This is a genomic window from Sphingomonas mollis, from assembly GCF_016427505.1.
Classification (GTDB): domain Bacteria; phylum Pseudomonadota; class Alphaproteobacteria; order Sphingomonadales; family Sphingomonadaceae; genus Sphingomonas; species Sphingomonas mollis.
The window spans coordinates 149,757-173,169 of sequence record NZ_JAELXS010000006.1 but is presented as its reverse complement, the minus strand read 5'-3'; the positions used below and the strand labels follow the sequence as shown (position 1 = coordinate 173,169).

Annotated in this window: 27 protein-coding genes; 13 read left to right on the top strand and 14 right to left on the bottom strand. The window is 65.2% G+C overall.

What is annotated here, in order from left to right:
* Nucleotides 1-63 precede the first annotated feature (63 nt).
* From JAO74_RS12180 to JAO74_RS12170, 3 genes are read right to left on the bottom strand one after another with little or no spacing between them, the layout of a single operon-like run.
* On the bottom strand, nucleotides 64-1,287 hold the full coding sequence (locus JAO74_RS12180; protein ID WP_199038269.1) for an SAM-dependent methyltransferase: 1,224 nt from the start codon (nucleotides 1,285-1,287) through the stop codon (nucleotides 64-66).
* Nucleotides 1,288-1,331: 44 nt separating this feature from the next.
* Nucleotides 1,332-2,087 carry a molybdopterin-dependent oxidoreductase gene (locus JAO74_RS12175; protein WP_199038267.1) on the bottom strand — a complete coding sequence of 252 codons (756 nt, stop codon included), beginning with the start codon at nucleotides 2,085-2,087 and terminating at the stop codon, nucleotides 1,332-1,334.
* Entirely contained in the window at nucleotides 2,084-2,809 is a 726-nt protein-coding gene (locus tag JAO74_RS12170) for a cytochrome b/b6 domain-containing protein (RefSeq protein ID WP_199038265.1), read from the bottom strand. Before JAO74_RS12170 ends, JAO74_RS12175 begins: the two co-directional genes overlap by 4 nt.
* 26 nt (nucleotides 2,810-2,835) lie before the next feature.
* Here JAO74_RS12170 and JAO74_RS12165 point away from each other — a divergent pair, with 26 nt between their 5' ends.
* The 3 genes from JAO74_RS12165 to JAO74_RS12155 all read left to right on the top strand — a co-directional run bounded on the left by JAO74_RS12165 (nucleotide 2,836) and on the right by JAO74_RS12155 (nucleotide 6,120).
* Nucleotides 2,836-3,447, top strand: a complete 612-nt coding sequence (locus tag JAO74_RS12165; protein WP_199038263.1) for a flavin reductase family protein — start codon at nucleotides 2,836-2,838, stop codon at nucleotides 3,445-3,447.
* A 106-nt stretch (nucleotides 3,448-3,553) separates the two neighbouring features.
* Nucleotides 3,554-5,431 (top strand): rhamnogalacturonan lyase, encoded by a 1,878-nt coding sequence (locus JAO74_RS12160; RefSeq protein WP_199038261.1) that lies wholly within the window; start codon nucleotides 3,554-3,556, stop codon nucleotides 5,429-5,431.
* Between the two features lie 53 nt (nucleotides 5,432-5,484).
* Complete coding sequence (locus JAO74_RS12155; RefSeq protein WP_233150940.1) at nucleotides 5,485-6,120, top strand: PEPxxWA-CTERM sorting domain-containing protein; 636 nt, start codon at nucleotides 5,485-5,487, stop codon at nucleotides 6,118-6,120.
* A gap of 21 nt (nucleotides 6,121-6,141) precedes the next feature.
* Here JAO74_RS12155 and JAO74_RS12150 read toward each other — a convergent pair whose 3' ends face one another.
* From JAO74_RS12150 to JAO74_RS12135, 4 genes are all read right to left on the bottom strand, one after another.
* The gene (locus JAO74_RS12150) at nucleotides 6,142-6,717 is read right to left on the bottom strand and encodes a type II secretion system protein N (RefSeq protein ID WP_199038259.1); all 576 of its coding nucleotides are present in this window, start codon (nucleotides 6,715-6,717) and stop codon (nucleotides 6,142-6,144) included.
* 156 nt (nucleotides 6,718-6,873) lie between these two features.
* A complete protein-coding gene (locus JAO74_RS12145; protein ID WP_199038257.1) occupies nucleotides 6,874-7,632 on the bottom strand; it encodes a sulfite exporter TauE/SafE family protein in 759 nt (252 codons plus the stop codon).
* Nucleotides 7,625-8,821 carry a dual-specificity RNA methyltransferase RlmN gene (gene rlmN / locus JAO74_RS12140; protein WP_199038255.1) on the bottom strand — a complete coding sequence of 399 codons (1,197 nt, stop codon included), beginning with the start codon at nucleotides 8,819-8,821 and terminating at the stop codon, nucleotides 7,625-7,627. The genes JAO74_RS12145 and rlmN overlap by 8 nt, the downstream gene beginning before the upstream one ends.
* Nucleotides 8,822-8,859: 38 nt before the next feature.
* The gene (locus JAO74_RS12135) at nucleotides 8,860-9,387 is read right to left on the bottom strand and encodes a hypothetical protein (protein ID WP_332908802.1); all 528 of its coding nucleotides are present in this window, start codon (nucleotides 9,385-9,387) and stop codon (nucleotides 8,860-8,862) included.
* 178 nt (nucleotides 9,388-9,565) lie between these two features.
* Here JAO74_RS12135 and dnaN point away from each other — a divergent pair, with 178 nt between their 5' ends.
* The gene (gene dnaN, locus JAO74_RS12130) at nucleotides 9,566-10,684 is read left to right on the top strand and encodes a DNA polymerase III subunit beta (protein WP_199038253.1); all 1,119 of its coding nucleotides are present in this window, start codon (nucleotides 9,566-9,568) and stop codon (nucleotides 10,682-10,684) included.
* 171 nt (nucleotides 10,685-10,855) lie between these two features.
* Complete coding sequence (locus JAO74_RS12125; protein WP_199038251.1) at nucleotides 10,856-12,073, top strand: tyrosine-type recombinase/integrase; 1,218 nt, start codon at nucleotides 10,856-10,858, stop codon at nucleotides 12,071-12,073.
* A gap of 26 nt (nucleotides 12,074-12,099) precedes the next feature.
* Here the strand turns inward: JAO74_RS12125 and JAO74_RS12120 are convergent, their stop codons facing one another.
* The 4 genes from JAO74_RS12120 to JAO74_RS12105 all read right to left on the bottom strand — a co-directional run bounded on the left by JAO74_RS12120 (nucleotide 12,100) and on the right by JAO74_RS12105 (nucleotide 17,168).
* Complete coding sequence (locus JAO74_RS12120) at nucleotides 12,100-12,522, bottom strand: hypothetical protein (RefSeq protein WP_199038249.1); 423 nt, start codon at nucleotides 12,520-12,522, stop codon at nucleotides 12,100-12,102.
* Nucleotides 12,519-14,624: a hypothetical protein gene (locus tag JAO74_RS12115; protein WP_199038247.1), complete on the bottom strand. Its 2,106-nt coding sequence runs from the start codon at nucleotides 14,622-14,624 to the stop codon at nucleotides 12,519-12,521. Before JAO74_RS12115 ends, JAO74_RS12120 begins: the two co-directional genes overlap by 4 nt.
* Nucleotides 14,621-15,961 carry a tyrosine-type recombinase/integrase gene (locus JAO74_RS12110; protein WP_199038245.1) on the bottom strand — a complete coding sequence of 447 codons (1,341 nt, stop codon included), beginning with the start codon at nucleotides 15,959-15,961 and terminating at the stop codon, nucleotides 14,621-14,623. Before JAO74_RS12110 ends, JAO74_RS12115 begins: the two co-directional genes overlap by 4 nt.
* 757 nt (nucleotides 15,962-16,718) lie before the next feature.
* The gene (locus tag JAO74_RS12105; protein ID WP_233150939.1) at nucleotides 16,719-17,168 is read right to left on the bottom strand and encodes a hypothetical protein; all 450 of its coding nucleotides are present in this window, start codon (nucleotides 17,166-17,168) and stop codon (nucleotides 16,719-16,721) included.
* Between the two features lie 120 nt (nucleotides 17,169-17,288).
* Between JAO74_RS12105 and JAO74_RS12100 the strand changes: the two genes are divergently transcribed.
* The 7 genes from JAO74_RS12100 (at nucleotide 17,289) to JAO74_RS12070 (ending at nucleotide 20,711) form a co-directional block, all read left to right on the top strand.
* Nucleotides 17,289-17,660: a hypothetical protein gene (locus JAO74_RS12100; protein ID WP_199038241.1), complete on the top strand. Its 372-nt coding sequence runs from the start codon at nucleotides 17,289-17,291 to the stop codon at nucleotides 17,658-17,660.
* 69 nt (nucleotides 17,661-17,729) lie between these two features.
* Nucleotides 17,730-17,927 (top strand): hypothetical protein, encoded by a 198-nt coding sequence (locus JAO74_RS12095; protein ID WP_199038239.1) that lies wholly within the window; start codon nucleotides 17,730-17,732, stop codon nucleotides 17,925-17,927.
* A 122-nt stretch (nucleotides 17,928-18,049) separates the two neighbouring features.
* Nucleotides 18,050-18,565 (top strand): hypothetical protein, encoded by a 516-nt coding sequence (locus JAO74_RS12090; protein ID WP_199038237.1) that lies wholly within the window; start codon nucleotides 18,050-18,052, stop codon nucleotides 18,563-18,565.
* Nucleotides 18,565-18,792: a hypothetical protein gene (locus JAO74_RS12085; RefSeq protein ID WP_199038235.1), complete on the top strand. Its 228-nt coding sequence runs from the start codon at nucleotides 18,565-18,567 to the stop codon at nucleotides 18,790-18,792. The genes JAO74_RS12090 and JAO74_RS12085 overlap by 1 nt, the downstream gene beginning before the upstream one ends.
* Nucleotides 18,785-19,348: a hypothetical protein gene (locus JAO74_RS12080; RefSeq protein WP_199038233.1), complete on the top strand. Its 564-nt coding sequence runs from the start codon at nucleotides 18,785-18,787 to the stop codon at nucleotides 19,346-19,348. The genes JAO74_RS12085 and JAO74_RS12080 overlap by 8 nt, the downstream gene beginning before the upstream one ends.
* Nucleotides 19,345-20,196, top strand: a complete 852-nt coding sequence (locus JAO74_RS12075; RefSeq protein ID WP_199038231.1) for a hypothetical protein — start codon at nucleotides 19,345-19,347, stop codon at nucleotides 20,194-20,196. Before JAO74_RS12080 ends, JAO74_RS12075 begins: the two co-directional genes overlap by 4 nt.
* Nucleotides 20,193-20,711 carry a hypothetical protein gene (locus JAO74_RS12070; protein WP_199038229.1) on the top strand — a complete coding sequence of 173 codons (519 nt, stop codon included), beginning with the start codon at nucleotides 20,193-20,195 and terminating at the stop codon, nucleotides 20,709-20,711. Before JAO74_RS12075 ends, JAO74_RS12070 begins: the two co-directional genes overlap by 4 nt.
* A gap of 83 nt (nucleotides 20,712-20,794) precedes the next feature.
* On the opposite strand, the gene JAO74_RS12065 is transcribed toward JAO74_RS12070, so the two are convergent.
* Entirely contained in the window at nucleotides 20,795-21,355 is a 561-nt protein-coding gene (locus tag JAO74_RS12065) for a hypothetical protein (RefSeq protein ID WP_199038227.1), read from the bottom strand.
* A 313-nt stretch (nucleotides 21,356-21,668) separates the two neighbouring features.
* On the opposite strand from JAO74_RS12065, the gene JAO74_RS12060 reads away from it, so the two are divergent.
* Nucleotides 21,669-21,854: a hypothetical protein gene (locus JAO74_RS12060; protein ID WP_199038225.1), complete on the top strand. Its 186-nt coding sequence runs from the start codon at nucleotides 21,669-21,671 to the stop codon at nucleotides 21,852-21,854.
* Here JAO74_RS12060 and JAO74_RS12055 read toward each other — a convergent pair.
* Both JAO74_RS12055 and JAO74_RS12050 read right to left on the bottom strand, forming a co-directional pair.
* Nucleotides 21,851-22,519 (bottom strand): hypothetical protein, encoded by a 669-nt coding sequence (locus JAO74_RS12055; protein WP_233150938.1) that lies wholly within the window; start codon nucleotides 22,517-22,519, stop codon nucleotides 21,851-21,853. The two genes, JAO74_RS12060 and JAO74_RS12055, sit on opposite strands and share 4 nt — an antisense overlap.
* A 14-nt stretch (nucleotides 22,520-22,533) precedes the next feature.
* A complete protein-coding gene (locus JAO74_RS12050) occupies nucleotides 22,534-22,884 on the bottom strand; it encodes a hypothetical protein (protein WP_199038221.1) in 351 nt (116 codons plus the stop codon).
* Between the last annotated feature and the right edge of the window lie 529 nt (nucleotides 22,885-23,413).

Sequence of the window (23,413 nt, the reverse complement as noted above, 5' to 3'; positions counted from 1 at the left end):
CGGATGGCTAATCCCGATATGTGACCGGTTTGTGGCAGCCGCGACAATGCCGCCACGCCCGTGTCATTCGCGCAACAGGCGCTCCGCCCCGGCGATGTAATCGCGGGTCAGCGGCACCGTCAGGCGGCTCTTCGACAGCTGCACCTGATAATTGACCATGCCACCCGTCCGGAACGCCGCCGCCGCGCCCGCGAGATAGAAGGTCCACAGCCGATAGAAACGCTCGTCGTACAGCGCCACGATCTGCTCCCTCGCGGCGACGGTGCGGTCGTACCACTGGTCGATGGTCAGCGCGTAATGCAGGCGCAGCACCTCGATGTCCGTGGGGATCAGCTTGGTGCCCTCATACCCGCGTACGATCTCCGACAGGGCGGGGTTATACCCGCCGGGAAAGATGTACTTGGTGGTAAAGGTATCGGTGACGCCCGGTCCGCCCATCCGCCCGATCGTGTGGAGCAGCATCACGCCGTCATCGGCCAGCAACGCCCGGCACTGGCGAAAGAACGCGCCGTAATGCGCCGGCCCGACATGCTCGAACATACCGACCGACACGATCCGGTCGAATGTGCCGGTGACGGCGCGGTAATCGATCAGCTCGAACTTCACCTTGTCGGCGACGCCCGCGTCCTCGGCCCGGCGCCGCGCGACCTTCAACTGTTCTTCGGACAGGGTGACGCCCAGCACCTCGGCGCCGGTCTTGGCATGCAGATACAGCGCCATGCCGCCCCAGCCGCACCCGATGTCCAGCACCTTCATCCCCGGTTTCAGCAGCAATTTGGCGGCGATATGTGCCTTCTTGTCCGCCTGCGCCCGTTCCAGCGTGTTGGCGGCATCGGTGAAGTACGCGCAGCTATACTGGCGATCGGCGTCGAGGAAGAGGTCGTACAGCCGGTCGGACAGGTCGTAATGATGCGCGACGTTCCTTTTCGACCGGCGTGCCATGTTGATGCGGTCGAGCCGGTGGACCACCTGCCCCAGCAAGCGGATCGGCGCCGCAGGGCGCAGGCTGCTCCCCCGCTCCCACGGCGAGTTACCCTTCAACAGGTTGACCAGATCGCGGATGTCGCCGCGATCGATCACCAGCCGGCCGTCCATGAACGCCTCCGCCGCGCCCAGCGCCGGATGGCGGACGATGCGGCCCACCACGGCCCGGTCGGTGAAGCGGATCGCCACGTCGGGCAGCTTGGGATCGGGGGTCCCGAAGGTTCGCGTGATGCCATCGGCATGGGTAACGGTAAGCTGCCCACGCTTGACCTGGGCAGTGAAGAAACGATCGATCAGCGCCATGCCGGGCTATTAACGTCGCCAGGCGATCCTTGCCAACACCCGCGTCAGATTCCGGCGTACCAGTCGTAATCAACGGTATCTTCCCAAAAGCCGCCCTTGCCCTTGCCGATCCCGTCCAGGCTGGCGACCGCGTCGATCCGCATCAGATATTTGGCGTGCTTGTACCCCAGTTGCCGCTCCACGCGCAGCCGCACCGGCGCGCCGTGCGGGATGTCGAGCGGACGGCCGTTCATCGCCCAGGCCAGGATCGTCTGCGGGTGGAAGGCATCGATCATATCGATCGATTCATAATATGGCGCGCCGCCGTACAGGTCGGCGCAGGTGAACACGACATAACGCGCGCTCTCGCGCACCCCCGCCGCCTTCAGCACATTGCCCAGCATCGGCCCGGTCCACTGCCCGATCGCGCTCCATCCCTCGACGCAGTCATGCCGGGTGATCTGGCTGCGGTTGGGCAGTGCGCGCAGGTCGGCGAGCGACAGTGACAGCGGCCGATCGACCAGCCCGCCCACCGCCAGCCGCCAGTCGGCGAAGCGGTTCGCGACCATCGCCTTGTACGCCGGCGTATTCGGGTCGCGCGTGCCGTTCGACCGGAACACCGGCGACATCTGGGCCGGCGTGAACTCGGGCGCCAGCGCACCGCGGTTCTGCAGCGCGCGGTGCAGGCCGCGCTGCATATCCTCGCCCGCGAACAGGATCTTCCGGGCCGCGGGGATCTGGATCACCCGGTCGCACCCGGCCAGCAGCAATCCCGCCCCCCCGGCCAGCAGCGACCGTCGCGAAAAATCCGGCCGGATCATTCCGCCGGCACCCGCCAGCGCCCGGTAATCATCGACCGCACCTCATTGCCCGCCCCCGCCAGGATGACGAGCACCAGATGCACGATCGTGAAAAGCCCGATCAGCGTCGCCATCATGAAATGCACCGACCGCGCCGATTGCCGGCCGCCCAGCACATCCAGCACCCACGGCCATGCCGCATCCATGCCGGGCGACAGCGCGATGCCGGTCAGGATCACCAGCGGCAGCATCACGAACAGCACGACGATGTACGACAGCTTCTGGAAGATATTATAGTCGCGCGGCCGTTCGGGATCGTGGAACCGGAAATTCAGGTGCGCGCGGAAATCCGCCCATAGATGCCGACGCGTCAACTCGGTGCGCCGCAGCGTCAGGTCGCGCCGGAAATGGCGGTTCAGCAGGCTGCCGATCATATACGCCAGCAACCCGAACCCCAGCACCAGCGCAAAGAACAGGTGCCACCGCCGCGAGATGGCGAGGTTATAGCTCGCCGGAATCGTGATCCACGCCGGAAAGCGCGGCAGTTGCAGCCACGCATGATCGAAATTGGCGCCATACCGCCCCCAGTACAGGCGCGGATGCGCGTTCGAGATCCCCAGTCCCGAGCCGAGCAGCACGAAGATCGCCACCGCATTCACCCAATGCCATATCCGCGTGACCAGCCCGTGGCGGCGGATCAGGGTGCCGGGGGCAGCAATATCGTCGACTGGCTCTGTAACCATATCCGCGCCTTAGCAGTTATGCCGCCATGATCGAGTGGCATTTCTACGAACCTGCGGCGGGCCATCGCCTGCCGCACGACCCCCTCAACGCGATCGTCGCGCCGCGACCGATCGGCTGGATCTCCACCGTGTCCGCAACGGGCAAGCGCAACCTCGCGCCCTACAGTTTCTTCAACCTGTTCAATTACCGGCCGCCGCTGATCGGCTTTTCCTCGATGGGCTGGAAGGATTCGGTCGCCAATGCGGAGGCGACGGGCGAGTTCGTCTGGAACCTCGCCACCCGCGATCTGGCGGAGGCGATGAACGCCAGTTCGGCGGCGACCGACGACGACGAATTCACGCTGGCCGGACTGGAGGCCACCCCCTCCCGCCTCGTCGCCCCGCCGCGCGTCGCGGCCAGCCCGGTCGCGTTCGAATGCAGGCTGACCCAGTTGATCCGGCTGGAGACGAAGGAAGGCCGCGCGCTCGACCAATGGCTGGTGATCGGCGAGGCGGTCGGCATCCATATCGATGCCGCCCTGCTGGAAGACGGCATCTACCAGACCGCCCGTGCCCGGCCGATCTCGCGCGGCGGCGGTCCGGCCGATTATTTCGAGACGCGCGAGGATGCGCTGTTCCGCCTGAGACGACCGGACTGAACACCGGTTCTCGCTATATGGAATAATAAATCATCTATTGATCGACTCAGAATATGACTGCATCATTGCCCGGTCGACCGAACACGGCGGCAGGGAGAGGATGAGCATGAGCAAAGGCCTTTGGAGAGTCGCGGCACGGGCATCGATCGTCGCGATCGCAACGACATGGGTGGTCGCCGCCCCGGCGATCGGCGCGCGACAGATCGAACGGCTCGATCGCGGCGTCACGGCGGTACCGGCGATCGGCGGCACCGGCATCCTGGTCAGCTGGCGGTTGCTGTCGACCGACGCCGCCGCCACCGGCTTCAACCTGTATCGTGACGGCGTGAAGCTGAACGCCGCACCGCTGACCGGCGCGACCAATTTCCGCGACGACGGCGGCACGGCGACATCGACCTATGCGATCAAGGTGGTCGTGAACGGCCGCGAGCAGGACCGCGCCTTCACCGCGCGCGTCTGGGCGGCGGGATATGGCACGATCCCCATCCAGCAACCCGCCGGCGGCACCACGCCCGACGGCGTCGCCTATACCTACACCGCCAACGACGCGAGCGTCGGCGACCTCGACGGTGATGGCCGGTACGAGATCGTGCTGAAGTGGGACCCGACCAACTCGAAGGACAATTCGCAGTCCGGCTATACCGGTCCGGTGCTGCTCGACGCCTATACGCTCGACGGTCGCCGTCTGTGGCGGATCGATCTCGGCCGCAACATCCGCGCCGGCGCGCACTACACGCAGTTCCAGGTGCAGGATTACGACGGTGACGGCCGCGCCGAGGTGGTGATGAAGACCGCCGACGGCACCGTCGATGGCGAGGGCCGGGTGATCGGCAACGCCGCCGCCGATTTCCGCAACAGCGCCGGCTATGTCCTGGCCGGCCCCGAATATCTGACCGCGTTTCAGGGCGCCACCGGCCGCGCGCTCAGCACGGTGAAGTATGTCCCCGGCCGCCATCCCAATACCGAGAACCCGACCGGCGCCCAGCTCAGCGCGATCTGGGGCGACAATTACGGCAACCGCGTCGATCGCTTCCTCGCCGGCACCGCCTATTTCGACGGCGCGCGCCCCAGCATCGTGATGGGTCGCGGCTATTACACCCGCTCGACCGTGGCCGCGTGGGATTTCCGGAACGGCCAGCTGGTGCAACGCTGGTTCTTCGATTCCTCGGCGCAGGGTGTGCCCAGCAACTATACCGGTCAGGGCAACCACAATCTCAGCATCGCCGATGTCGATGGCGACGGCCGTGACGAGGTGATCTACGGATCGATGGCGATCGACGACAACGGCACGGCGCTGTGGACCGCCAAGGTCAACAACATCAAGGTCGGCCATGGCGACGCCCTCCACGTCGGCGACCTCGACCCCAATCGCCCCGGCCTGGAACGGTTCGGCGTACATGAGGACTTCGCCGGCAATGGCGGCATCGCCGCCACGATGATGGATGCCCGCACCGGCCAGGTACTGTGGACCGTCTCCGGTAACCGCGACAATGGCCGCGGCGTCTCCGCCGACATCGACCCGCGTTACGCCGGCGAAGAGAATTGGTCGGCCCGCCACACCGGCCTGATGACCGCCGCCGGTCAGGTCATCAGCGCAGCCAAGCCCAGCCAGACGAATTTCGCGATCTGGTGGGACGGCGACCGTTTACGCGAGCTGCTCGACGGCACGACGATCAGCAAGTGGAACTGGACCACCGGCACCGCGACGACGCTGCTGAACATGACCGGCACCATCTCCGCCAACGGCACCAAGGCGACGCCGGCACTCGCCGCCGACATCCTGGGCGACTGGCGCGAGGAAGTGGTGATGGCCGCCGCCGACAACCAGTCGCTGCGCATCTACGCCACGCCCTACCCCACCGAAACGCGCCTGCCGACGCTGATGCACGACCCGGTCTATCGCGCGAGCGTCGCGTGGCAGAACACCGCCTACAATCAGCCGACGCACACCGGCTTCTATCTGGGCGAAACGACCGCGCCGTAACCGATGCGGGGGCGGCGCGCGTCGTCCCCGAAAACATAAAGAGGGAGAGCATGATGAAGCGGATTTCGGGACTCGTCGCGCTCGGCGCGGCGGCGGTGGCATTGAGCGCGCCGGCCACGGCGGCGACGCTGACGACGGCGTTCGATGCCGACAACAGCAATGACGGCGTGATGTTCGACGTATCGGTGCTGACCGGCGGCGTGTCGTTGCAGAGTATCGGCATCAATGCAGAGGCCGGCACCTTCGACTATGCGGTCTATTACCGGGCCGGCGGCATCGGCACCGCGGTCAACACGCCCGATGCATGGACCCTGCTCGGCAATTTCAACGCGCTGACCACCGCCGGCCTCGGCGCGGTCACGTTGCTGGACATCGCCGATCTCGATCTGGCGGCGGACAGCCTGTACGGCTTCTACGTCACCGATACGCAGGGCGCGTTCTCGATCGCCTATACGAACAGCACCGGATCGGTCGGCGACGTGCTGGCCGCCGACGAGCGGCTGGCGATCGGCGTCGGATACGGTGTGACCTGGCCGTTCGGCGAGGCATCGTCGCCCCGCGCCTTCAACGGTACGCTGAACTATGTCGCGGCGGTGCCGGAACCGGCCAGCTGGGCGATGATGATCGCCGGCTTCGCGCTCGTCGGCACCGCGATGCGCCGTCGCCGGACCCGCGTGGTCTTCGCCTGAACCAATCGAGGGGCGGCGTGGTCAGCGACCCGCCGCTTCCTCTTCCGGTGTCTTGCGCACCGGCTCGGCCCCGCCCGCACTGGTCCGGGCGACGATCTCCTCCGCGCTCAACTCGCCCGACGGGCGAACGGGCGCCGGATCGAGTCCCTGCCGCGCCGGTGCCGGCCCGGCCCCGACTCCGCCGAGCAGATAGAGGTCGGACCGCACGCCGTTCTCGACCAGCACGACATGATCGCTCTCGACCGCCGCCAGCGTGATGCCGGGTGCGACGGTATCGCCGATCCGGAACGTCGCGGGTTCCTGTCCATCACGACCGATCGTCGCCGATGACGCAGCCGGCGTCCCGCCGACGAACACCGCCCGCAATTCGATGCCGACCCCGGCAGATTGCTCGGTCGCGGCCGGCGTATCACCCGCCACCACCACGACACCCGTCCCGGCGGGGGCCACCGGCTCGACCGGCGACCAGTGCCAGAACGCAGCCGTGCCGATCAGCAACAGCGCGATGATCCCCAGCGCATACGATGATCGCTGCGCCGATCGGGCCGGCAGCAATTCCGGTCGAATGGTTGCATGGGGCCGGACCGGGGCGGTCATGCCGCCCTCCGGATCAGGGTGCGCTTCAGGTGCCGCACGTCATCACTCTCCCGCTCCCATCGAGGGGAGCCTGTCGGCGGTGAATCCGCCGGTTATGGTTAAGGTAGGAGAGGCCGGGCCGGGAGGCAATCGTCAGACCGATTGCCTGAAAGCTTTTCAGCCATAGGCGCGGTAGAAGAACACCGTCGTCGTCAGTGCGGTGACCAGGATCGTCCAGCCGCGCACCGCCCAGGGCGGCAATCGCTTGCCCACGATCGCGCCCAGCCAGCCGCCGACGATCCCGCCCGCCAGCATCGGCAGGCACGCCTCCCACCGCACCAGCCCCGCCAGGACGAAGACGATCGCGGCGGAAAAATTGGCGGTGGCCAGCATCAGCGTGCGCGGCGCGAACATCGATCGCGGGCTGGCCCCGGCGAGCAGGCCATAGGTCGCGGTCATCATCATGCCGATGCCCCCGCCGAAATAGCCGCCATAGACGCCCAGCACCGCCTGTGCTGCGACCAGCACGCGCGGCCCGATCGTCACCCGCTCGCGCAGCCACATGGCGGCACGCGGCCCGAACACGATCGCCAGCGTCGCGACCAGCAACAGCCACGGCACGATCACGTCGAACGTCGCCCCCGGCGTCCACGCCAGCAGCCCGCTGCCGACCAGCGCCGCGGCAAAGGTGATCGCCGCCAGCAATCGCACCGGCACGCCGCCGACCGGCGCCAGCTCCTCGCGAAAGCTCCATGCGCTCGCCGCCGCTCCCGGCATCAGTGCCAGGTTGGACGTGGCGTTGGCGATGTTGGCCGGCGTGCCCAGCGCCAGCAGCGCCGGCATCGTCGCGAACGTACCACCGCCCGCCAGCGCGTTCATCGCGCCGCCGACCACTCCTGCCGCCGCCGCCAGTCCCAGCGATGCGGGATCAAGCAACGAGCGCGGCCGCCTCGCGATCGAGCTCGGCGCGGCTCTTCTTCTCGGCGGCGGTCTTCAACTGGCCGCACGCCGCATCGATATCGCGCCCGCGCGGGGTGCGGACGGGCGCCGAGATGCCCCCCTCGAACACGATGTCCGAGAACGAGCGGATGCGATCCGGCGTCGAGCATTCGTAATTCGCGCCCGGCCACGGGTTGAACGGGATCAGGTTCACCTTGGCGGGCAGGTCGTAATGGCGCAGCAGCCGCACGAGTTCGTGCGCGTCCGCGTCCGAATCATTCTTGTCCTTCAGCATCACATATTCGAACGTGATCCGCCGCGCGTTGTTGGCGCCGGGATAATCGGCGCACGCCTGCAACAATTCCTCGATGCCGTATTTGCGGTTCAGCGGCACGATCTCGTCGCGCACCTCCTTCGTCACCGCGTGCAGCGACACCGCGAGGTTCACGCCGATCTCCGCCCCCGCCCGCGCCATCATCGGCACGACGCCGGACGTCGACAGCGTGATCCGCCGCTTGGACAGCGCCAGGCCGTCGCCGTCCATCACCAGCTTCAGCGCATCGCGCACCGCATCGAAATTATACAGCGGCTCGCCCATTCCCATCATCACGATGTTGGTCAGCATCCGCCCCTCGGGCTGCGACGGCCATTCGCCCAGCGCGTCGCGCGCCAGCATCACCTGCCCGACGATCTCGCCCGCGGTCAGGTTGCGCACCAGCCGCATCGTGCCGGTGTGGCAAAAAGTGCAGTTCAGCGTGCAGCCGACCTGACTCGACACGCACAGCGTCCCGCGATCGGCATCGGGGATGAACACCGCCTCGTAATCCTGACCGTCCGGCGACCGCAGCAGCCATTTGCGCGTGCCGTCGGTCGACACCTGCGCCTCGACCACTTCCGGGCGGCCGACCACGAACCGCTCGGTCAGCCACGGATGCTGCGCCTTGGCGATATCGGTCATCTGCGCGAACTCCGTCGCGCCGCGATTGTACAGCCAATGGAATATCTGCTTGCCGCGCAGCTTGGCCTGTTTCAGCTCCATGCCGGCATCCAGCAAGGTCTGGCGCAGTTGCTCCTTCGTCAGCCCGATCAGGTCGATCCGCCCATCCGCCCGAAGACTGGGCGCGCGCGGCACGGGTACGGGATCGACATGCCCGGGGATGGGCATCAGGTTCGCGGCTGTCTGCATGGCCCGCGCTTACCGCAAAAATGCGGCTTTTTCCACACCTACCGCCCGCCGCGCCCCAGACACGCCAGCGCCGCCGCGTCGATCGCGGTGGCGGCACCGGCCAGCGCATAGGTGTCGGCGAACGGCCGCCCGCCGATCCCGACCCACTCCACGCTCATGCTGCGTTCCGACCGCAGCGCCGCGACCAGCGCCCGGTCGCTCGCCGAATCGGTCGCCCAGGCGTCATGCCCGCGCCCGATCAACTGGAACCGGCGCTCGCCCGCGGTCAGCGTGATGACCGCGCCCGTCGCGGCGAGGCGGCTGAGGCGGATGTGCAGCGACGATCGCAGGCCCCTCGCCGGCCAGGTCGCGATGCTGGCCGCCGCCGGCGTGCGCCATCCGCCCGCGGCCACCACGGGGCGGGCGATCGCATAGCAGCGTCGGGAATCGCGGAACGCCGCCCAGCCGCGATAGACGCCGACCGTCCGGCTGGTCGGATCGCGCGGCGCCCCACCGGTCGTCCCATTGATCGTCGCCATGACCGGCCACGTGGCCAGACCCAGCATCATCGCTCCGATCCGTGCCACCTGCCGCATCCGCGCGCTTTTCACCGCCCGGCGAGCGGACGCAACGGCAATTCCGCGCGCGGTCGCATCCCCGTCCCGAAACGATCCCGCCGGAACGCTTGCCCTGTCTCCTTTTTCCAGTAGGACTGGCCGCCAATTTTCCGGCCTCGGGATTCGGTGGGGCCGAAGGGGATACCGCATGAAGGCGACGATCGAACGCGCGACGCTCCTCAAGGGGCTGAGCCATGTCCAGTCCGTGGTGGAGCGGCGCAACACCATTCCCATCCTGTCGAACGTGCTGCTCGAGGCGACGGCCGAAGGTACGCTGAAGATGATGGCGACCGATCTCGACCTGCAGATCAACGAATCGGTGCCCGCTGCCGTCGATCAGCCCGGCTCCACTACCGTGTCGGCGCACACGCTGTTCGATATCGCCCGCAAGCTGCCCGAAGGATCGCAGGTCCAGCTGTCCGCCGCCGAAGGTCGTATGGCGATCGTCGCCGGCCGTGCGCGCTTCTCGCTCGGTACCCTGCCGCGCGACGATTTCCCGGTGATCGCCGAGGGTGAGCTGCCGACCCAGTTCGAATTGCCCGCCGAAACGCTGAAGCAGATCATCGACAAGACGCGTTTCGCGATCTCGACCGAAGAGACGCGCTATTACCTGAACGGCATCTTCCTGCACGTCGCCGACGGCGACAGCGCGCAGCCGGTGCTGAAGGCGGCGGCGACCGACGGTCACCGCCTCGCCCGCATCACCCTGCCCCGCCCCGATGGTGCGGAGAACATGCCCGACGTGATCGTGCCGCGCAAATGCGTCGCCGAACTGCGCAAGCTGCTCGACGAGGTCGACGGATCGGTCGGCGTGTCGCTGTCGGGCACCAAGATCCGCTTCGATCTCGGTCGCGCGCTGCTGACGTCGAAGCTGATCGACGGCACCTTCCCCGATTATTCGCGCGTCATCCCGACCGGCAACGACAAGATCCTGAAGATCGATCCTAAGAGCTTCATGGAAGGCGTCGACCGCGTTTCCACCATCGCCACCGAAAAGACCCGCGCGGTGAAGATGGCGCTCGACCGCGACAAGATCACGCTGTCCGTCACCAGCCCCGAAAACGGCACCGCCGCCGAGGAAGTGTCGGGCGAATACGTCGCCACGCCATTCGAGATCGGCTTCAACAGCCGTTACCTGCTCGACATTCTCGGCCAGATCGACAGTGACCTCGTCGAGGTTCACCTGGCCGACGCCGCCGCCCCCACCCTGATCCGCGAGAACGACAAGAGCCCCGCGCTCTACGTGCTGATGCCGATGCGGGTGTAGACGGCCACAATTGCAATATGTAAAGTTTTCACGCCTTAGACGATCACGAAGACTGCCATTTCCGATGGTAAAAAATGTCAAGTTTCTCCTCAAAAAGACGGCCATAATTGGCTTTCGTAAACTTAGGCGTGGCGGTGGCACCTTTTCTACTGTCCAGGGTTGATGGTTGGCATGTCCGACCATCATCTCTCCTTGCAGCGTAGCGTCATCCGGGAGTGCCGGTACGACGACGGCGAGCGTGTCCCGCAGCTCGTCGATTCTGCAGGTGTTCCCGACGCTCGTGTATCGGCTTACGTCACGACGTGGTTGCGCCCCCAAGGACGTGCCTATGCCACCATGGAGAACCACCTCCGGGGCATTGCCCGAGGCGTCGCATTCGTTGCAAATACGGGCATCGACATCGATCGGCGCCTTGCCACTACCGGCATGATCTTCGATCGGCTCGAGCTCGACAATCTCGCGAGAGCCTGCGAGGAGCGGCTCGACGGCAAGGGTCGTATAGGGGCGGCTGTGGCGGGGAGCTATTTCACCGCCTTCATGGATTACCTCTATTGGCTGCAGGAGCCGTTCCAGCAGCGAGCGGACAAGCAGACCAGAGGTCTGCTGGAAAGCGAGAGGAGGCGCTTCGATCGGCTGGTCCAGGAACGCTGCCCCCGGGAAGCAGGCCCCGCACCGAACCGCAGCATACGCAAGGGACTGACACCCACACAACGGCAACTGTTCTTGGAGGTGATTCATCCGGACCACGCGCAGAACCCATTCACGCCGAAGCTGCGGATCCGGAACTATGCCATCCTCATGCTCGCGTACTATCTCGGTCCTAGAGCTGGCGAGACGCTGAGCCTGAAGCGTCCGCAATTCGACGATCGGAGCGCCGACAGGACGGTCACGATCGAGCGCCGCCCATTCGATGCCGAGGACCCGCGATCGGAACCCGCCTTGGTGAAGACGCTCGGCCGCACGATCCCGTTGATGGACCAAGTGGCTGATTCGCTTGCCGCATGGGTGCGGCACAGGGACGGAAAGACGAAGGGAAGGGCGAATTTTCCGGCTTCGGCCCGACGGAACGGCTTCATATTCATTTCGACCGGCGGGCCCCCCCTGTCGGGGCGTCGTCTGCGTGACATCTATGCGACCCTTGGTGCATCGTTTTCAGAGCTGGCGAACATCACTCAGCACGTTCTCCGTGCTGACGACAGCGAACGTTGGGTGGAACTCGACAGGGCAGAGAATAGGGACAAGGTCGAGAGCGATAGGGCTCACAGGGAAAAGAAGGGCTGGTCGCAGAAGTCGAGAATGATCGAGCACTATGCTGGTTTCATGCTGAGCCAACAGAGCCAAGCCTTCATTCGTCAATCGAATAATCGGCTGATGGCGGGCAAGCGCTGAACGCCGCTAATCGAAGGGCCTGCTGGTTATTGTCGTCCCTCGCGACCGATCGGTGGGAGCGAAGTCGGCAGGCTCCGTACATCGATGCCCTTGAGATGTAGATGAGCAAAGATAGCATTCCATCGCCGATCATACTCGGCAATAGTTTTGCGTAGCATGTCATTCTCTTCCTTGATCAGACGATTCTTTCGATCTGCGGGACTTTCGACATCATCGCCCTTCTTGCATCGCCCTGTCCTTCTGGCTTCACGAAAGGCGTCGACTCGCTTCTTGTAGGAACTTTCGATACTTTTGTGATCGCACAGCGCCTGTCGCGTAAAGTCGCGTCCTGTGGTCTCCTTGGCGATCTCGACGACGACGGCCCAGGTCGGTCGAGTAGTGGCAGGTAGCCGGTCCACCGCGCTGCGGATGCGCGATGCCTCGACCTTCGACAGGCGCGTCCCGCTCACCTTGACCCGCCGGCGCCTGGGCCAGGCTTCAAAGTTGATGAGCTACTCGGCATGTGCACGATGGTGCCGGAGTCCAGCTGCCCGTCGTGCACAGCCATGATGCGCTTCAGGCTGTCCCGCTCCCGCTCATGAGCGGCGACCCAACGGTCGGCACCCCACTCCTCGGCCGTCATCGCTTCACGCGCGATCGCAAGCTGCTCCTCGACGGCGACAAGGCGCTGGGACGTACGCTGCTGCGACTGCTCGTCACCCTTGATCACACGCAGATCGCCGCACCCCGCGCAGGCGCCATGCTTGGCACAGGGATACACGTTCCATGGATGAACGCAGATCCCGAAGTCGGTTACATGCGCGGATGCCGTGGTGCTTGCGATGAAGTCAGCCCGCCGGATCGGATCGTTGATGCGGGCTGCGGCATCGGCGATTGGCCCTTCCGCCTTGCCGTCCTCCATATACTTCCGCATGCGTCGGACGCGTTCCGACTGCAGCATGTGTTGATAGGCGGGGTTGTGACCGATGTCGGCACGGCCGAACCACCTGGCCACCTCCATTTCGGACAGGCCGCCTTCTTCGGCCAGGGTGTTCAGCCAGTGCCTAAAGTCGTGCGTATCGACCGATAGCGTCTCTCGGTTGGGACCGAAGTACTCAAGGCGGTCGAAGATCGATTTCTGCGTCTTACTCTTGAGCCCTCCCAAAAAGACGTCGATCATGGCGTCGGTCACCAGCCGGACCGTCCCTGGCACACCGGCCTTATGATGACGGTGGACGAATCGATGCGAGACGACGCACAGACTCTCGGCTATGTCCTGAACGCCCTCGCCAGCGCGAAGAATGTTTCCGGCGATCGACCTGCCACACAGATGAGCTTCCAGGTTGAGCTTGCTGACCTCGAAACTTCGGAAACCTCTTGTCTTCGACAAAGTTCTAGCGTGATTTTCGAGGTATTGATTGGCTAGACTCTGAACCCGCTGCCTCGACAACTCGGTCTTTCCACGGCCGAGCTGGAGGACCAGTCCAAGTTCGTACGTCGACAGCATGGCGTCCGCTGGAAGGCTGTCCCAGGGCTCGCCAAGTAGCGTACGTCCAGCGTGACGGCGCTGGTACGACGCCACTGCTCGATGGGGATCCGTGATCCTGCGGATATCCGCCAGGGCTCGTCGTACGATGGGCTGCATGACGGTCGGGATCGGCTTGAGCCTAACTTCGAGATGACCCTGCTTCTCCGGCCAGTATCGCAGCGCCATGCGCACCAGAGGGGTGCCTGTGCGATCGAGGAGCTGGATGCCGTCGTCATCGAGTGCGGCCTCCTCCACCAGGCAGTCGTTCGGGAGGGTCAGCGCTTCGTTGATCCGAAAGCCCGCGCAGACCAGCAGGTCGACGATCCGGACGAGCAGCAGATCGCGATCGTCGAGATCGGTCCGCAACGAGAGGTCCGCGAGCGCATCCAGCACTTCGGGCGAAGGCATATGGTCGCTGCGCAGCCGGTCCTCGTCCGGTACCACCGCGCGGCGGTCTTTGTACGACACCGGCGGGCACTTCCAAGAAAGCGCCAGCGGAACGATGCCGTCCCGCACGAGCAGGTTCGCTATGAAGATCAGCTTCGACCTGATGTTCCTATATCCCGCATTCATGCTCTCCGACGCCTGCACCGCGGCACGCTCGAGGTGGCCTGCGGTAACGAGGGTCACGTCAGCATCGCCGCGATCCGGCGAGAGCTGGAGGAAAAGGAATGAGGCCGCCCTGATCACCTGCTGGAGGTTCGAGGCTGCGTACCCGCCGACTTCCTTCGCTTCATATCGGCAGACAAGAGCCTTGACGAAATCCATGTAGCGAGGCGGAAAGGGCGCTGCGAGGTTGCCCTTGGTCGATCGATCGATCGTGAAGCATAGACCGCCGTCGCCGGCTGATGACGCCCTGCTCTTGCGTTGCAGATCCCAGCGAGGACTGTTCCAGTCTTCTGCCCTGAGTACGTTCGCCTGCTTGGCCTTCTTTACCAGACGGGCCAGGTTCTCGCCGCAGGTGCGCTCCGCCGCGCTCGCGAATGGGCGAACCACGGCAACGGAAGAGCGCTTGGAACGATGCGGATCGAGCGTATCGCTCATTCGCCGACATTCCGGATTGCCGCACACCGCCGGATGACTGCCTTCGCATTAGCGATCGCGCGATCGTTGATCTGGGTCCAGCGAGGGTCGTCGCCGTTCGCGAGCCTCCGCTCACGCTGGAGCAGAAGGTCGTCAAGGACCGCCTGATGGTCCGCATCGACGAAGGGGATGAAGACCCGACAATCATAGCAGGCAGTGGGCGCATGCTTCTCGCAGTCACCAAGTTCGCCGCACGACCCGACGGCACGCATGGCGTTCATCGTCGGGCTCACGTGGGAAATGCGGCGCAGCGGTTGTCCTGCTCCCTGGGCGTCGACCTCGTCCAGTGCGATCCGACCCATGAATGCGTCCGCTACGGGGCTGAGGAAGCTGTCGACCGCCTTGTCGATCTGCTCCACCGCATCGAGCCGGGCGTTGAAATACACCATGACGTAGTTGAGCGAGCTATGGTCAAGCGCATCCGCCACGTCGCGGGGAGCTGCACCGTCGGCCACCAGCCTCGCGGCGAAAGTATAGCGGAGACGCCGCGGGGTTAGGCGAAGGCGGCTTCCGTCAGCTGCCCTGAGATCAAGTAGCTCCGCGACTTCCTTGAGGATCATACCGGGCCAGAAGGCTTCGACCCGGAAGGCGCTGGCGTCGAAGGCGCCGTCAAGCAGATCTTCCCGCGCCCATCGAGTGCGAAATAGAGGCCAGTCGAAGCGCCGACGGTCGATACCGTCGCGATATAGGGCCTGCTGCCGGTTGTCGGTGACTAGCTGGTCCAGCACGGCACCGACCGCCGCGGGAACCTGTCTCGTTCTGAACTGATCCCTCTCGCCCCTGGTACGCTTCTTGATGCGTGGAACCTGTACCTGATATACGGGGTCACCATCGGGCACGTCGACGACGGAACAGTCGCCCTCGTGAATAAGCCGCAGATTCTTGCTGTTGCAGCCGAAGCAGATGAATAGCCAGGTCACTGCCAGGTGAGTGGTTGGGATCAGGCGGCGCTCCGTCGCGTCCTTGAGCTTCACCAGCAGAGCGTCCATCTCGCGACGCGGTATCGGACCCGACTGGGGGTCGTTCGACAGGACGGCCTGGCCTATCGGGTTGTTGCCGATGACCATCTCGTCGAGTTCCGCCGCTACGTCGTCGTCGAATCCTTCGATCCCAAGATCGGTGGACATAAGGTACATGCGTGCGAATGCGCCCACATAGTTGGGTCGAATATGTTTCGAGACCGTCCGATCCACCGCGTCCTGGAAGGCCTCCAAGACGCTTCGGTCCAAGTGACCTGACTCGTCCAAGGATCGACGCACAGCGACCTGAACATCGAGCTCCGCCAGCGGACGGAGCATCGACCGCTGGCTCGCAACGTAGGAAGCGGAGTTGACACGGAGATGATGCTCTAAGAAAGACCGCACACCATCGTCTATCGATTGATGGTATCCAAAGATCTTGACGTCGATCCGATGATTGGGGGACATATGCCAAGATGTCCCGGCAACGTCCAACTCCAGGCCGGTCTTGGTGCGAACCAAGCGCTCAGGGTTAAGATTCGCTTGAGGCGAGTAGGATGACCGATCAGATTTTCGCAGTTTCATCTGGGTATACTTCCCACACGTGACTCATCTCTCCGCCGGCAGGCACGTGCCAGCGAAAACACAGGATCCTAAGACGGCGATCGAGAGGGCCGGCTGCAGCCTCTCTTGCGATCGCGCGATGGTTCGGTACGGCAGTGACCAACCACTGAAGCAGTCAGAGGCAATCACCCGTTCCTTTGGAGACCCGAAGAAGGCCATAGAACGGAACGCACAGTGAACGGTTCCGGCCAGGACGATGTCCCATCCAGAAATTGCTGACGACCAGCCTGACAGCTCGGATGTTGACGCTCGGGGGCTTACGTGACACGCAGTCTCTCGCCCCTGATTCGGGCACCGTCTGGAGGATATCCTCTAGTCCGGGGTCATTCTCGGTCTCCTAGTCAAGCCTGGGGAGCCCGAAGAAGCGGTTCGCGGGGCCTGCCGCCGCTAACGGTGGCCCCGCACCTTCCTACCGGGCAGGATGGCTGCGGGCGATGCACGCCTGCCGCCGACGAAACTTCGAATATGGTCATCACGCCACCTCGCGCTTCGCGGTCTTGGGGCCGCGGAACCTGACGACCTCGCCCCTGACTTCCTTCTCGACCGAGGCCCGATCGACCCTGCCAAGCGTCCAGCTGCCGCTGTCGCGATCGTGTGCGACCTCGTCCTTGGCCGCCAGCTTGCGGAGCAACGGCGACACGCTCGTCCTCGGGATGGTCTCGTCGAAGCGCACCTTTACCGCGTCGATCATGGAGCGGACGCCCAGCGGCCCTCCGGCTTCCCCCAGAACCGTCAGCAGCATGGCGCGGTGCGTCGGCCGCCTCTTAGCCGCCGTTGCGGCTGACGGGGGCCGTGCCGCGCCGTCGCCCGGCGCGATCCCTAGCATGCGCTCCGCCACTCCGATCGCACCGTTCAGGCGATCTACCAGTTCGGCTGCCTCATCCCGCTGTCGATAGAGATCATCGAGATCGAAGGTCACCATTCGCGGCGAGGGGGAAGAGAATGATTCGACCATGTCCGAACCATGATGATCGGACAGCTCAGTGTCAACCTTCCTCTAGTGTCCAGTCACCATCAAGATAGTCAGCAAGGGAGAGTCTGCATGAATATGCACGACACGGAGCGATCCTCGCGGATCGTTGCCGAAGCTACTCGCGTCATCGAACTGACCCGGCAGATCGACACCGCGCTCGATACCGCCAGGTCGCTCATCCGCGAGCGGCATGCTACCGCGAATTTACTGGCCAGACTGGCCGATGCGGATCTCGCTATAGGCACTGGGCCCGTCGCGCCCGAGGCGATCGATACCGCCATGGCGGTCGTCGCGGATGCCCGCGAGGACGGCATCGATGCGGAAGCGCTGACGGGCGAGATCATGCGGCTGACCGGGCTCGACGTCACGCCTACGGAGCTGAAGTCGGCAGTCAGGCCACATCTGGTAGCCGGAAGGATCACCCTTACGGCAGGCATCTAGCGGAGGGGCAAGGGCAGAGCGAACAGGCGCCATGCCAAGGGCGCGGTCGATGCTCCGACGGATCGCGATATGGTCCTCGAGGTGCTGCGGGCATCCGACGTGCCGCTAGGCGTAGCGTCGATCATGCAGGCGGTCGAACGGCGCTTCGGCGAGCGCATCCCGCGCACGAGCGTATCGCCGCTCCTCGCGAAGCTGCGCGACGCAGGCGGCATCGTCCTCCACGTAGGAGGCAAGTGGACTGTGCCGGAGACCATATCGGAGTCCTAGCAAAATAATTCCTCTATTCGTGAGTCCAAATCGTTCTCGCTACGTTCTGCATTTTCTGGATGACACATCCCATCCTGAAATGACGGCGCCTGAATACCGGCGCCGCGGACGGAGCTTCACACATGAGGAACATCGCCTTCGAAGACCAGCTCGAAGCGCTCGGCGACAGGGGCTCGGGCCCGCTATCCTGGTGGCGCACGAGCTCCTGCACCACCTTCCTTGCCGACGCTCGCATCGTCGAGACCGCCGTGGTCTCGATCGTCTCGGTCAGCCGCCTCGCGCCGCCCGCGCTCATCGCGGAGCTGGCCACCAGTCCCGAGGACGAGCTCGCCCCGACGTGGAACGACCTGGCTCACCTCTTCTTCTCGATGGACGCGATGGCGCTTGGCATCAGCTACGACATCGCCGGCAGCTGCGCGGCTCTCTCCGCCCGGCAGATCGATCCGCTGGGCTGCATACTGCTGCTGAAGGCGCTCGCCGAGCCCTACATCACCCGCGATCCCGAGACCCGTATCTGGGTGGCCAGCACCTGGCTAGCGGAGCGCGGCTCTCTGCTCAACCAGACGACGCTGTCGACTGTAGACTGGTGGCAGACCGCCCGCGGGCATCAGGCGCCCCTGCTCGCGGGAGAAGCGTGATGGATCCGCTCTTCTTCTTCGGCATCGGCGTGGCGCTGGCCGGCTGCGGATCGATCGGGACCACACTTGCTGCGTGCCGCGAGATTCTCGCGATTCCGCGCGGCCCCGGCGCTCTCAGCGCCTCGGCCCTGCTTGCGGCCATGCTCTTCATCCTCCTCGTCGGTTGCGGTATCGTCGCCGGCGGGCTGTGGGTCGCTCTCGCGGTGGCGGGAGGTGCGCATGGCTAAGCGCCGCCCCACGCCCTCGGCGATCGCGCCCCGGACCGATGTCGTTGTAGCCGGTCAGCGGATGGAAGCGGCTTACAGCGTCCCGGCGCTCGCCGCACGCGCGCCGGGACCGTGGGAGCGCGAGCCCGACAAGCTCGCCTGGACCGATCCCGACACTGGGTACGCCTGCATCATCCGCCGCATGCCGGGAGGACACCTCGGCGGCTTTGTCGCCGTGCCGCCCGGCCACCCGCTGACCGGCTGGGCCGCCGATGCCGTCCCCGCGCAGCATGTGCGCGCCCATGGCGGCCTCGACTATGCGAGGGCCTGCGACGAGCGCGGACCGGAAGCGGTTTCGATCTGCCACGTCAAACCCGACGTCGCCAACAGCGACGATACGGCGTGGTGGTTCGGATTCTCGTGCGACCTGCCGGACGACCTCGTCCCGGATCACGCGGCGCATGCCGCGGAGGCGCGCCAGGTCGGCATCACGCAGACGTACAGGAACGCGGAATACGTCCTCGACCGGTGCACCGAGCTCGCGGCGGATCTCGCCAAGGCGGAGGAGCGGCGATGAACGACTATCGCCATTCCCCGGACCTGCCCTGGGGGTACTGGATGCGGACGGCGACGTCGCCTGGCGGCGTCGTCACCGTCATCGACGAGGAGGGGCGCTCGTGGCTTTCTGTCCGCGACGCGTTCTGGTCGGGGCGTCTGCACATGTGCCGTGGACCGGGACAGGTCCAGAACGAGCAGCTCGAGCTGATGCTCGCGATGCTGGCGTCCATGCACCGCGGCGTCGTCGCCTTGCCGGAGCAGACGCATGCTCTCTTCAGCGGCGACCATCGCCATGCCCAATTCTGGAGATACTGGATGCAGGCCGAAGGCCTCGTCGATAACGACTTCAGGAACGATCCCCTGATCGCCAAGCCGAGCGCCGAGGGCATCGCGGTGCTGCGGATGCTCGCCGCCACCCGCCCCATCGAGCTGAATGCGATCCCGATCGGCGCCGCAGCGGTCCGGTTCTGCGGGAATCCGTACATGGACGATGAGTACAATCGTCACGCCTTCGAGGCGGAGGTCAATGGGGCGCTTCCGTACGTTTTCGTGCGGGAAAACATCTTCGGCAGCGAGAGCATATCGCTCCTGACCCGCAACCCCAGAGACGTCATTCCGATGGCCCGGACAATCTGGCACCTGCCGTTCCCGGACGCAACGCTGCGCGACCGGGCGTTCCACTGGATGATCGATCGGTCGGATCGCTGGACGAGCTGGGGAGAGCTCGTGACGGAGAGGGGGCCCACCGCACTGACGCAGCACCTCATGACACTCGTCTTCGCCGGTCACCGGGAACGGCAGTCGCACGAGCCGCCCCGCCATGCCGGGCGGCTGGCGATCGCCCATGACGAGGCGGAACGGCCGTGAGCCGCCTCCCGCCGGAGGACGCGACGCGCGGCATGGTTCCGCTGACCCCAGGGCCAAGCTCTCTCTCCGGCCAGGCATTCGAAGGCGACCGGCTCGACATGCCGGTCGTCATCGTCTCGGCGCTCGGGGCCACCGGCACGCGGGTCGAAGACTTCCTCGCGCGTCTGGCCGAAGGGCCGATCTGGCAGGATAAGTCCATCCGGTCGACCGACCGCGAGGTCGACATCCAGGCGTATCTCGCCCCCGAGGGACTCAGGTGCGTGATCCGCCTCGCCCGGAACGCCTTCTACCATCATCCCTTGGGCACGCTTCACGTCTATGGCTTGCGGCGGCCGAAGATATCAATCGGTGACGGCGTCCCGCTGCACTCCATCCTGCCTGATGACCTGCTCGACACGATCCCGATCATGGTGATCGGGATCACACCGCTGAACATCATCAGGCCTGACATTGGGATCAGCCTTCGGGTGACCATGCCCAGGATCCAAGTCGATGTTCCGGCCGATGGTCGGTAGCTGACGCCACGCAGAAAACCCATGCCGCTCCTTGCGAGCCGCCTGCGACCGCAAGACCGTTCAAGCGGCCGTACTGCGCCGCATCAGATATCGGCGGCCGTCCCCCCGCTATTCACCCGTCGACCAACTGCGAACGGCGAGCGACCAGCATAGCGTCGCGGCTCGAGCACCATCAGTGTACGAGTCCTGTCCAGCGCATCCAGATCGACGATCGATAGGATGCCCACGCCATCCGCGTCATAGCTGCGGAACATCGCGCATATCTGGCCACGGACGGCCACGGGGTTCGTCGTCAGCGCCTCCACGTGTATGCCACGATCCAGCAGCTGCATCGGGATGCAGTGCCACGCGCCCTTCATCCTCGACGACTGGATCAGGACCGGGGTCCATCCCGACCTGACCCAGGTCGGCATCGACGTGCGCTGCTGGCTTGTAGGCACTCTCGTCGTGATCGCGGTGGCCGCGGCAATGGTGCAGGGATGCTTCGGCCAAGGTGGCCCAAGCTCGTCGAAGAAGACGCGCCCGCCGGTCGGTGACTGATAGAAGAAGACGGGCGCGCCGCAGACCGGACACCTGGCATTGGGTATGGTGTAGCTGTCGAATGTCCTGAAGGCGGGTCGGAGTGGCGTGCCCTGATAGATCATCGGACCGACACCTGCTCGCCCTATGCTGACGCACCATGGGCAAAGACACGACGAACGGTGGTTATGCCCGGTCAATCCGCCCCGCCTGCTGCTCCGTCCCTCTATCGATAGTGCAGACTGCTTCCCAAAGGGAAGACCGGTCTATGACCAGCCCGAGCCGCCTGGCGTGTATCCTCGTCCCAAGTTGCAACCACCACGGGCACCTGGGCCAATTCGCGTGATCCATCCAGCGATCGCAGTAGCAGAACGAGGCAATCAGGTCGGTCGACCGGCACGTCGCAACACAGGCAAGCCTCGAAGCGGATGGCCTGCGTTGCGTGATCCAGGCTGGCTCGGCGACCCGCTGTTCGGATTTCCGGGCATGATCATCCGCCGGATGAAGCCGCTCGACCACCAGAAACCGGGAATGGGCACGGCTATTCTGCTTCACATGCCGACGATCACGGTGTGGCTGCCGCGCGCGATAGCATCGGTCGCGCGGACGTGCATTCCGTCCTAGAGCGCCGGCTTGCCACCCAAGCCGCGCTTCGACGCCTCCCGCTCGACGAGATCGGAAACCACGCTTGACGTACCCTCCGGCTGCGACAGTGCGATCGTGCCGCCGCGCGCGTTCACGTCGGCGTACAGCCGGAAGACGCCGCCTTCGCCGAGACACGCGGCCTGCCCGCACCACCGCGCATGCAGGCCCTCGCCATCGATGGTCCCGCTGTCCCTGGACGGCGGACCGTACTTCCCCACAAGCAGCGTGCGCCAGGCAGCGGGTTCGGTGCCTGCGCGCACGATATAGGTGATGCTGCGGACCCGCGCACCGTCCGGCCATCCGAGCATGCGGATCATGATCCTTCCGCCCTTGCCGTCGTCGATGTCCGCATTGTTCAGGACGCTGCCGCCCTTCAGCGGCAGCCGCCCGCCGCGCAAGTTGACGGCCTGGCGGACGCGATCCTCGAAGGTAATCGCGCGCGTCCGGCGCCTCACCGTCATGCCGCGCTCCTTCAGGACGCGCTCCGCCTCGGCCTCGCTCATGCCGAGCCTGAACCCGGCAAGATCAAACGTGGCGGGACTGCCCTTGACGGTCGCTGGTGCGGGAGTGGTCACGCCGGTCTGGCCAACCGCGGAAAGCTGCGCCGCCGCCAGGGCAAGCGCCGTCATCGTCGTCATGTGCATCGTGGAAGCTCCTCTCAGATGTCGATCTGTCCGGACCGGCGGAGCGAGCGGATGCGCAGATGCGCGACGCCGCCGATCACCAGGTACATGACGAGGTAGGGCCAGCCGTGCTGGGCGAGACCGATCCGCATCGCGACCGCGGTCAGCGCGGCCACGATGAAGGGCACGGTTCGCAGCGAGCACAGCACCGCGAACAGGATCCAGCTTGCCGTCGGACGGATCATCGCCGCCACCGCGGTGGCAAGGCACACAGCCGCACCGATCGGGTCGCTGTTAATGAAGAGCGCGACTATCCAGCCCGGCACGATCAGGAAGAAGACGCCGAGGACGAAAATCGGAACGAAGGGTACGGTCTGGACCGGCATCGTCAGTCCTCAACGACCGCTGCGTGTCCCTCTGCCGTCGCCCTCGCGAGTGCTACGGTTTCCTGCCCGGCCTGATCCCCAATCATCGCTGCCCTCCGTCGTGGAAGGGGCGCAGCCCAGTCGGCGGCGTCCCGTGAGACGGGACGCCGGCCCCTGAGCCGGGTGTTGGAAACCTGAATTGGAACAGGCGCGGAAACCTTTAACCGGGTGGTCTGGACATACGTCCCCGCCACCCGGCCGAAGAGCTCTTCGACCGTCTTGGTCTTTCGACCGACTTCCAATTTTCAGGGTTTCCACGCCCCGGCTCGAGAACCGCTTCCCGTGCATCGGTGAACATAGGTCGCCAATTTCAGGATAGCGACCATTTTCAGGATGGATGCGACGGTAACCATCGACGTCGTGGCCGGTACTCGCGATCGTACGCCTCCCGGGCCATCCGGGGGCAGATCGCAGAAAGTCACATGCTCGTGCCGGCAAATCGATGCGCTGCGCTACGAACGGCTCGGCCGGCGGAAGTCACACCAGGATT

What these genes read in the sequence shown, in the direction of transcription:
- JAO74_RS12180 (WP_199038269.1), bottom strand. Translation starts at nt 1,287, where the DNA reads ATGGCGCTGATCGATCGTTTCTTCACTGCCCAGGTCAAGCGTGGGCAG.
- JAO74_RS12175 (WP_199038267.1), bottom strand. Translation starts at nt 2,087, where the DNA reads ATGATCCGGCCGGATTTTTCGCGACGGTCGCTGCTGGCCGGGGGGGCG.
- JAO74_RS12170 (WP_199038265.1), bottom strand. Translation starts at nt 2,809, where the DNA reads ATGGTTACAGAGCCAGTCGACGATATTGCTGCCCCCGGCACCCTGATC.
- JAO74_RS12165 (WP_199038263.1), top strand. Translation starts at nt 2,836, where the DNA reads ATGATCGAGTGGCATTTCTACGAACCTGCGGCGGGCCATCGCCTGCCG.
- JAO74_RS12160 (WP_199038261.1), top strand. Translation starts at nt 3,554, where the DNA reads ATGAGCAAAGGCCTTTGGAGAGTCGCGGCACGGGCATCGATCGTCGCG.
- JAO74_RS12155 (WP_233150940.1), top strand. Translation starts at nt 5,485, where the DNA reads ATGAAGCGGATTTCGGGACTCGTCGCGCTCGGCGCGGCGGCGGTGGCA.
- JAO74_RS12150 (WP_199038259.1), bottom strand. Translation starts at nt 6,717, where the DNA reads ATGACCGCCCCGGTCCGGCCCCATGCAACCATTCGACCGGAATTGCTG.
- rlmN (WP_199038255.1), bottom strand. Translation starts at nt 8,821, where the DNA reads ATGCAGACAGCCGCGAACCTGATGCCCATCCCCGGGCATGTCGATCCC.
- dnaN (WP_199038253.1), top strand. Translation starts at nt 9,566, where the DNA reads ATGAAGGCGACGATCGAACGCGCGACGCTCCTCAAGGGGCTGAGCCAT.
- JAO74_RS12125 (WP_199038251.1), top strand. Translation starts at nt 10,856, where the DNA reads ATGTCCGACCATCATCTCTCCTTGCAGCGTAGCGTCATCCGGGAGTGC.
- JAO74_RS12115 (WP_199038247.1), bottom strand. Translation starts at nt 14,624, where the DNA reads ATGAGCGATACGCTCGATCCGCATCGTTCCAAGCGCTCTTCCGTTGCC.
- JAO74_RS12110 (WP_199038245.1), bottom strand. Translation starts at nt 15,961, where the DNA reads ATGCTCCGTCCGCTGGCGGAGCTCGATGTTCAGGTCGCTGTGCGTCGA.
- JAO74_RS12105 (WP_233150939.1), bottom strand. Translation starts at nt 17,168, where the DNA reads ATGGTGACCTTCGATCTCGATGATCTCTATCGACAGCGGGATGAGGCA.
- JAO74_RS12100 (WP_199038241.1), top strand. Translation starts at nt 17,289, where the DNA reads ATGAATATGCACGACACGGAGCGATCCTCGCGGATCGTTGCCGAAGCT.
- JAO74_RS12095 (WP_199038239.1), top strand. Translation starts at nt 17,730, where the DNA reads ATGGTCCTCGAGGTGCTGCGGGCATCCGACGTGCCGCTAGGCGTAGCG.
- JAO74_RS12090 (WP_199038237.1), top strand. Translation starts at nt 18,050, where the DNA reads ATGAGGAACATCGCCTTCGAAGACCAGCTCGAAGCGCTCGGCGACAGG.
- JAO74_RS12085 (WP_199038235.1), top strand. Translation starts at nt 18,565, where the DNA reads ATGGATCCGCTCTTCTTCTTCGGCATCGGCGTGGCGCTGGCCGGCTGC.
- JAO74_RS12080 (WP_199038233.1), top strand. Translation starts at nt 18,785, where the DNA reads ATGGCTAAGCGCCGCCCCACGCCCTCGGCGATCGCGCCCCGGACCGAT.
- JAO74_RS12075 (WP_199038231.1), top strand. Translation starts at nt 19,345, where the DNA reads ATGAACGACTATCGCCATTCCCCGGACCTGCCCTGGGGGTACTGGATG.
- JAO74_RS12065 (WP_199038227.1), bottom strand. Translation starts at nt 21,355, where the DNA reads ATGATCTATCAGGGCACGCCACTCCGACCCGCCTTCAGGACATTCGAC.
- JAO74_RS12055 (WP_233150938.1), bottom strand. Translation starts at nt 22,519, where the DNA reads ATGCACATGACGACGATGACGGCGCTTGCCCTGGCGGCGGCGCAGCTT.
- JAO74_RS12050 (WP_199038221.1), bottom strand. Translation starts at nt 22,884, where the DNA reads ATGCCGGTCCAGACCGTACCCTTCGTTCCGATTTTCGTCCTCGGCGTC.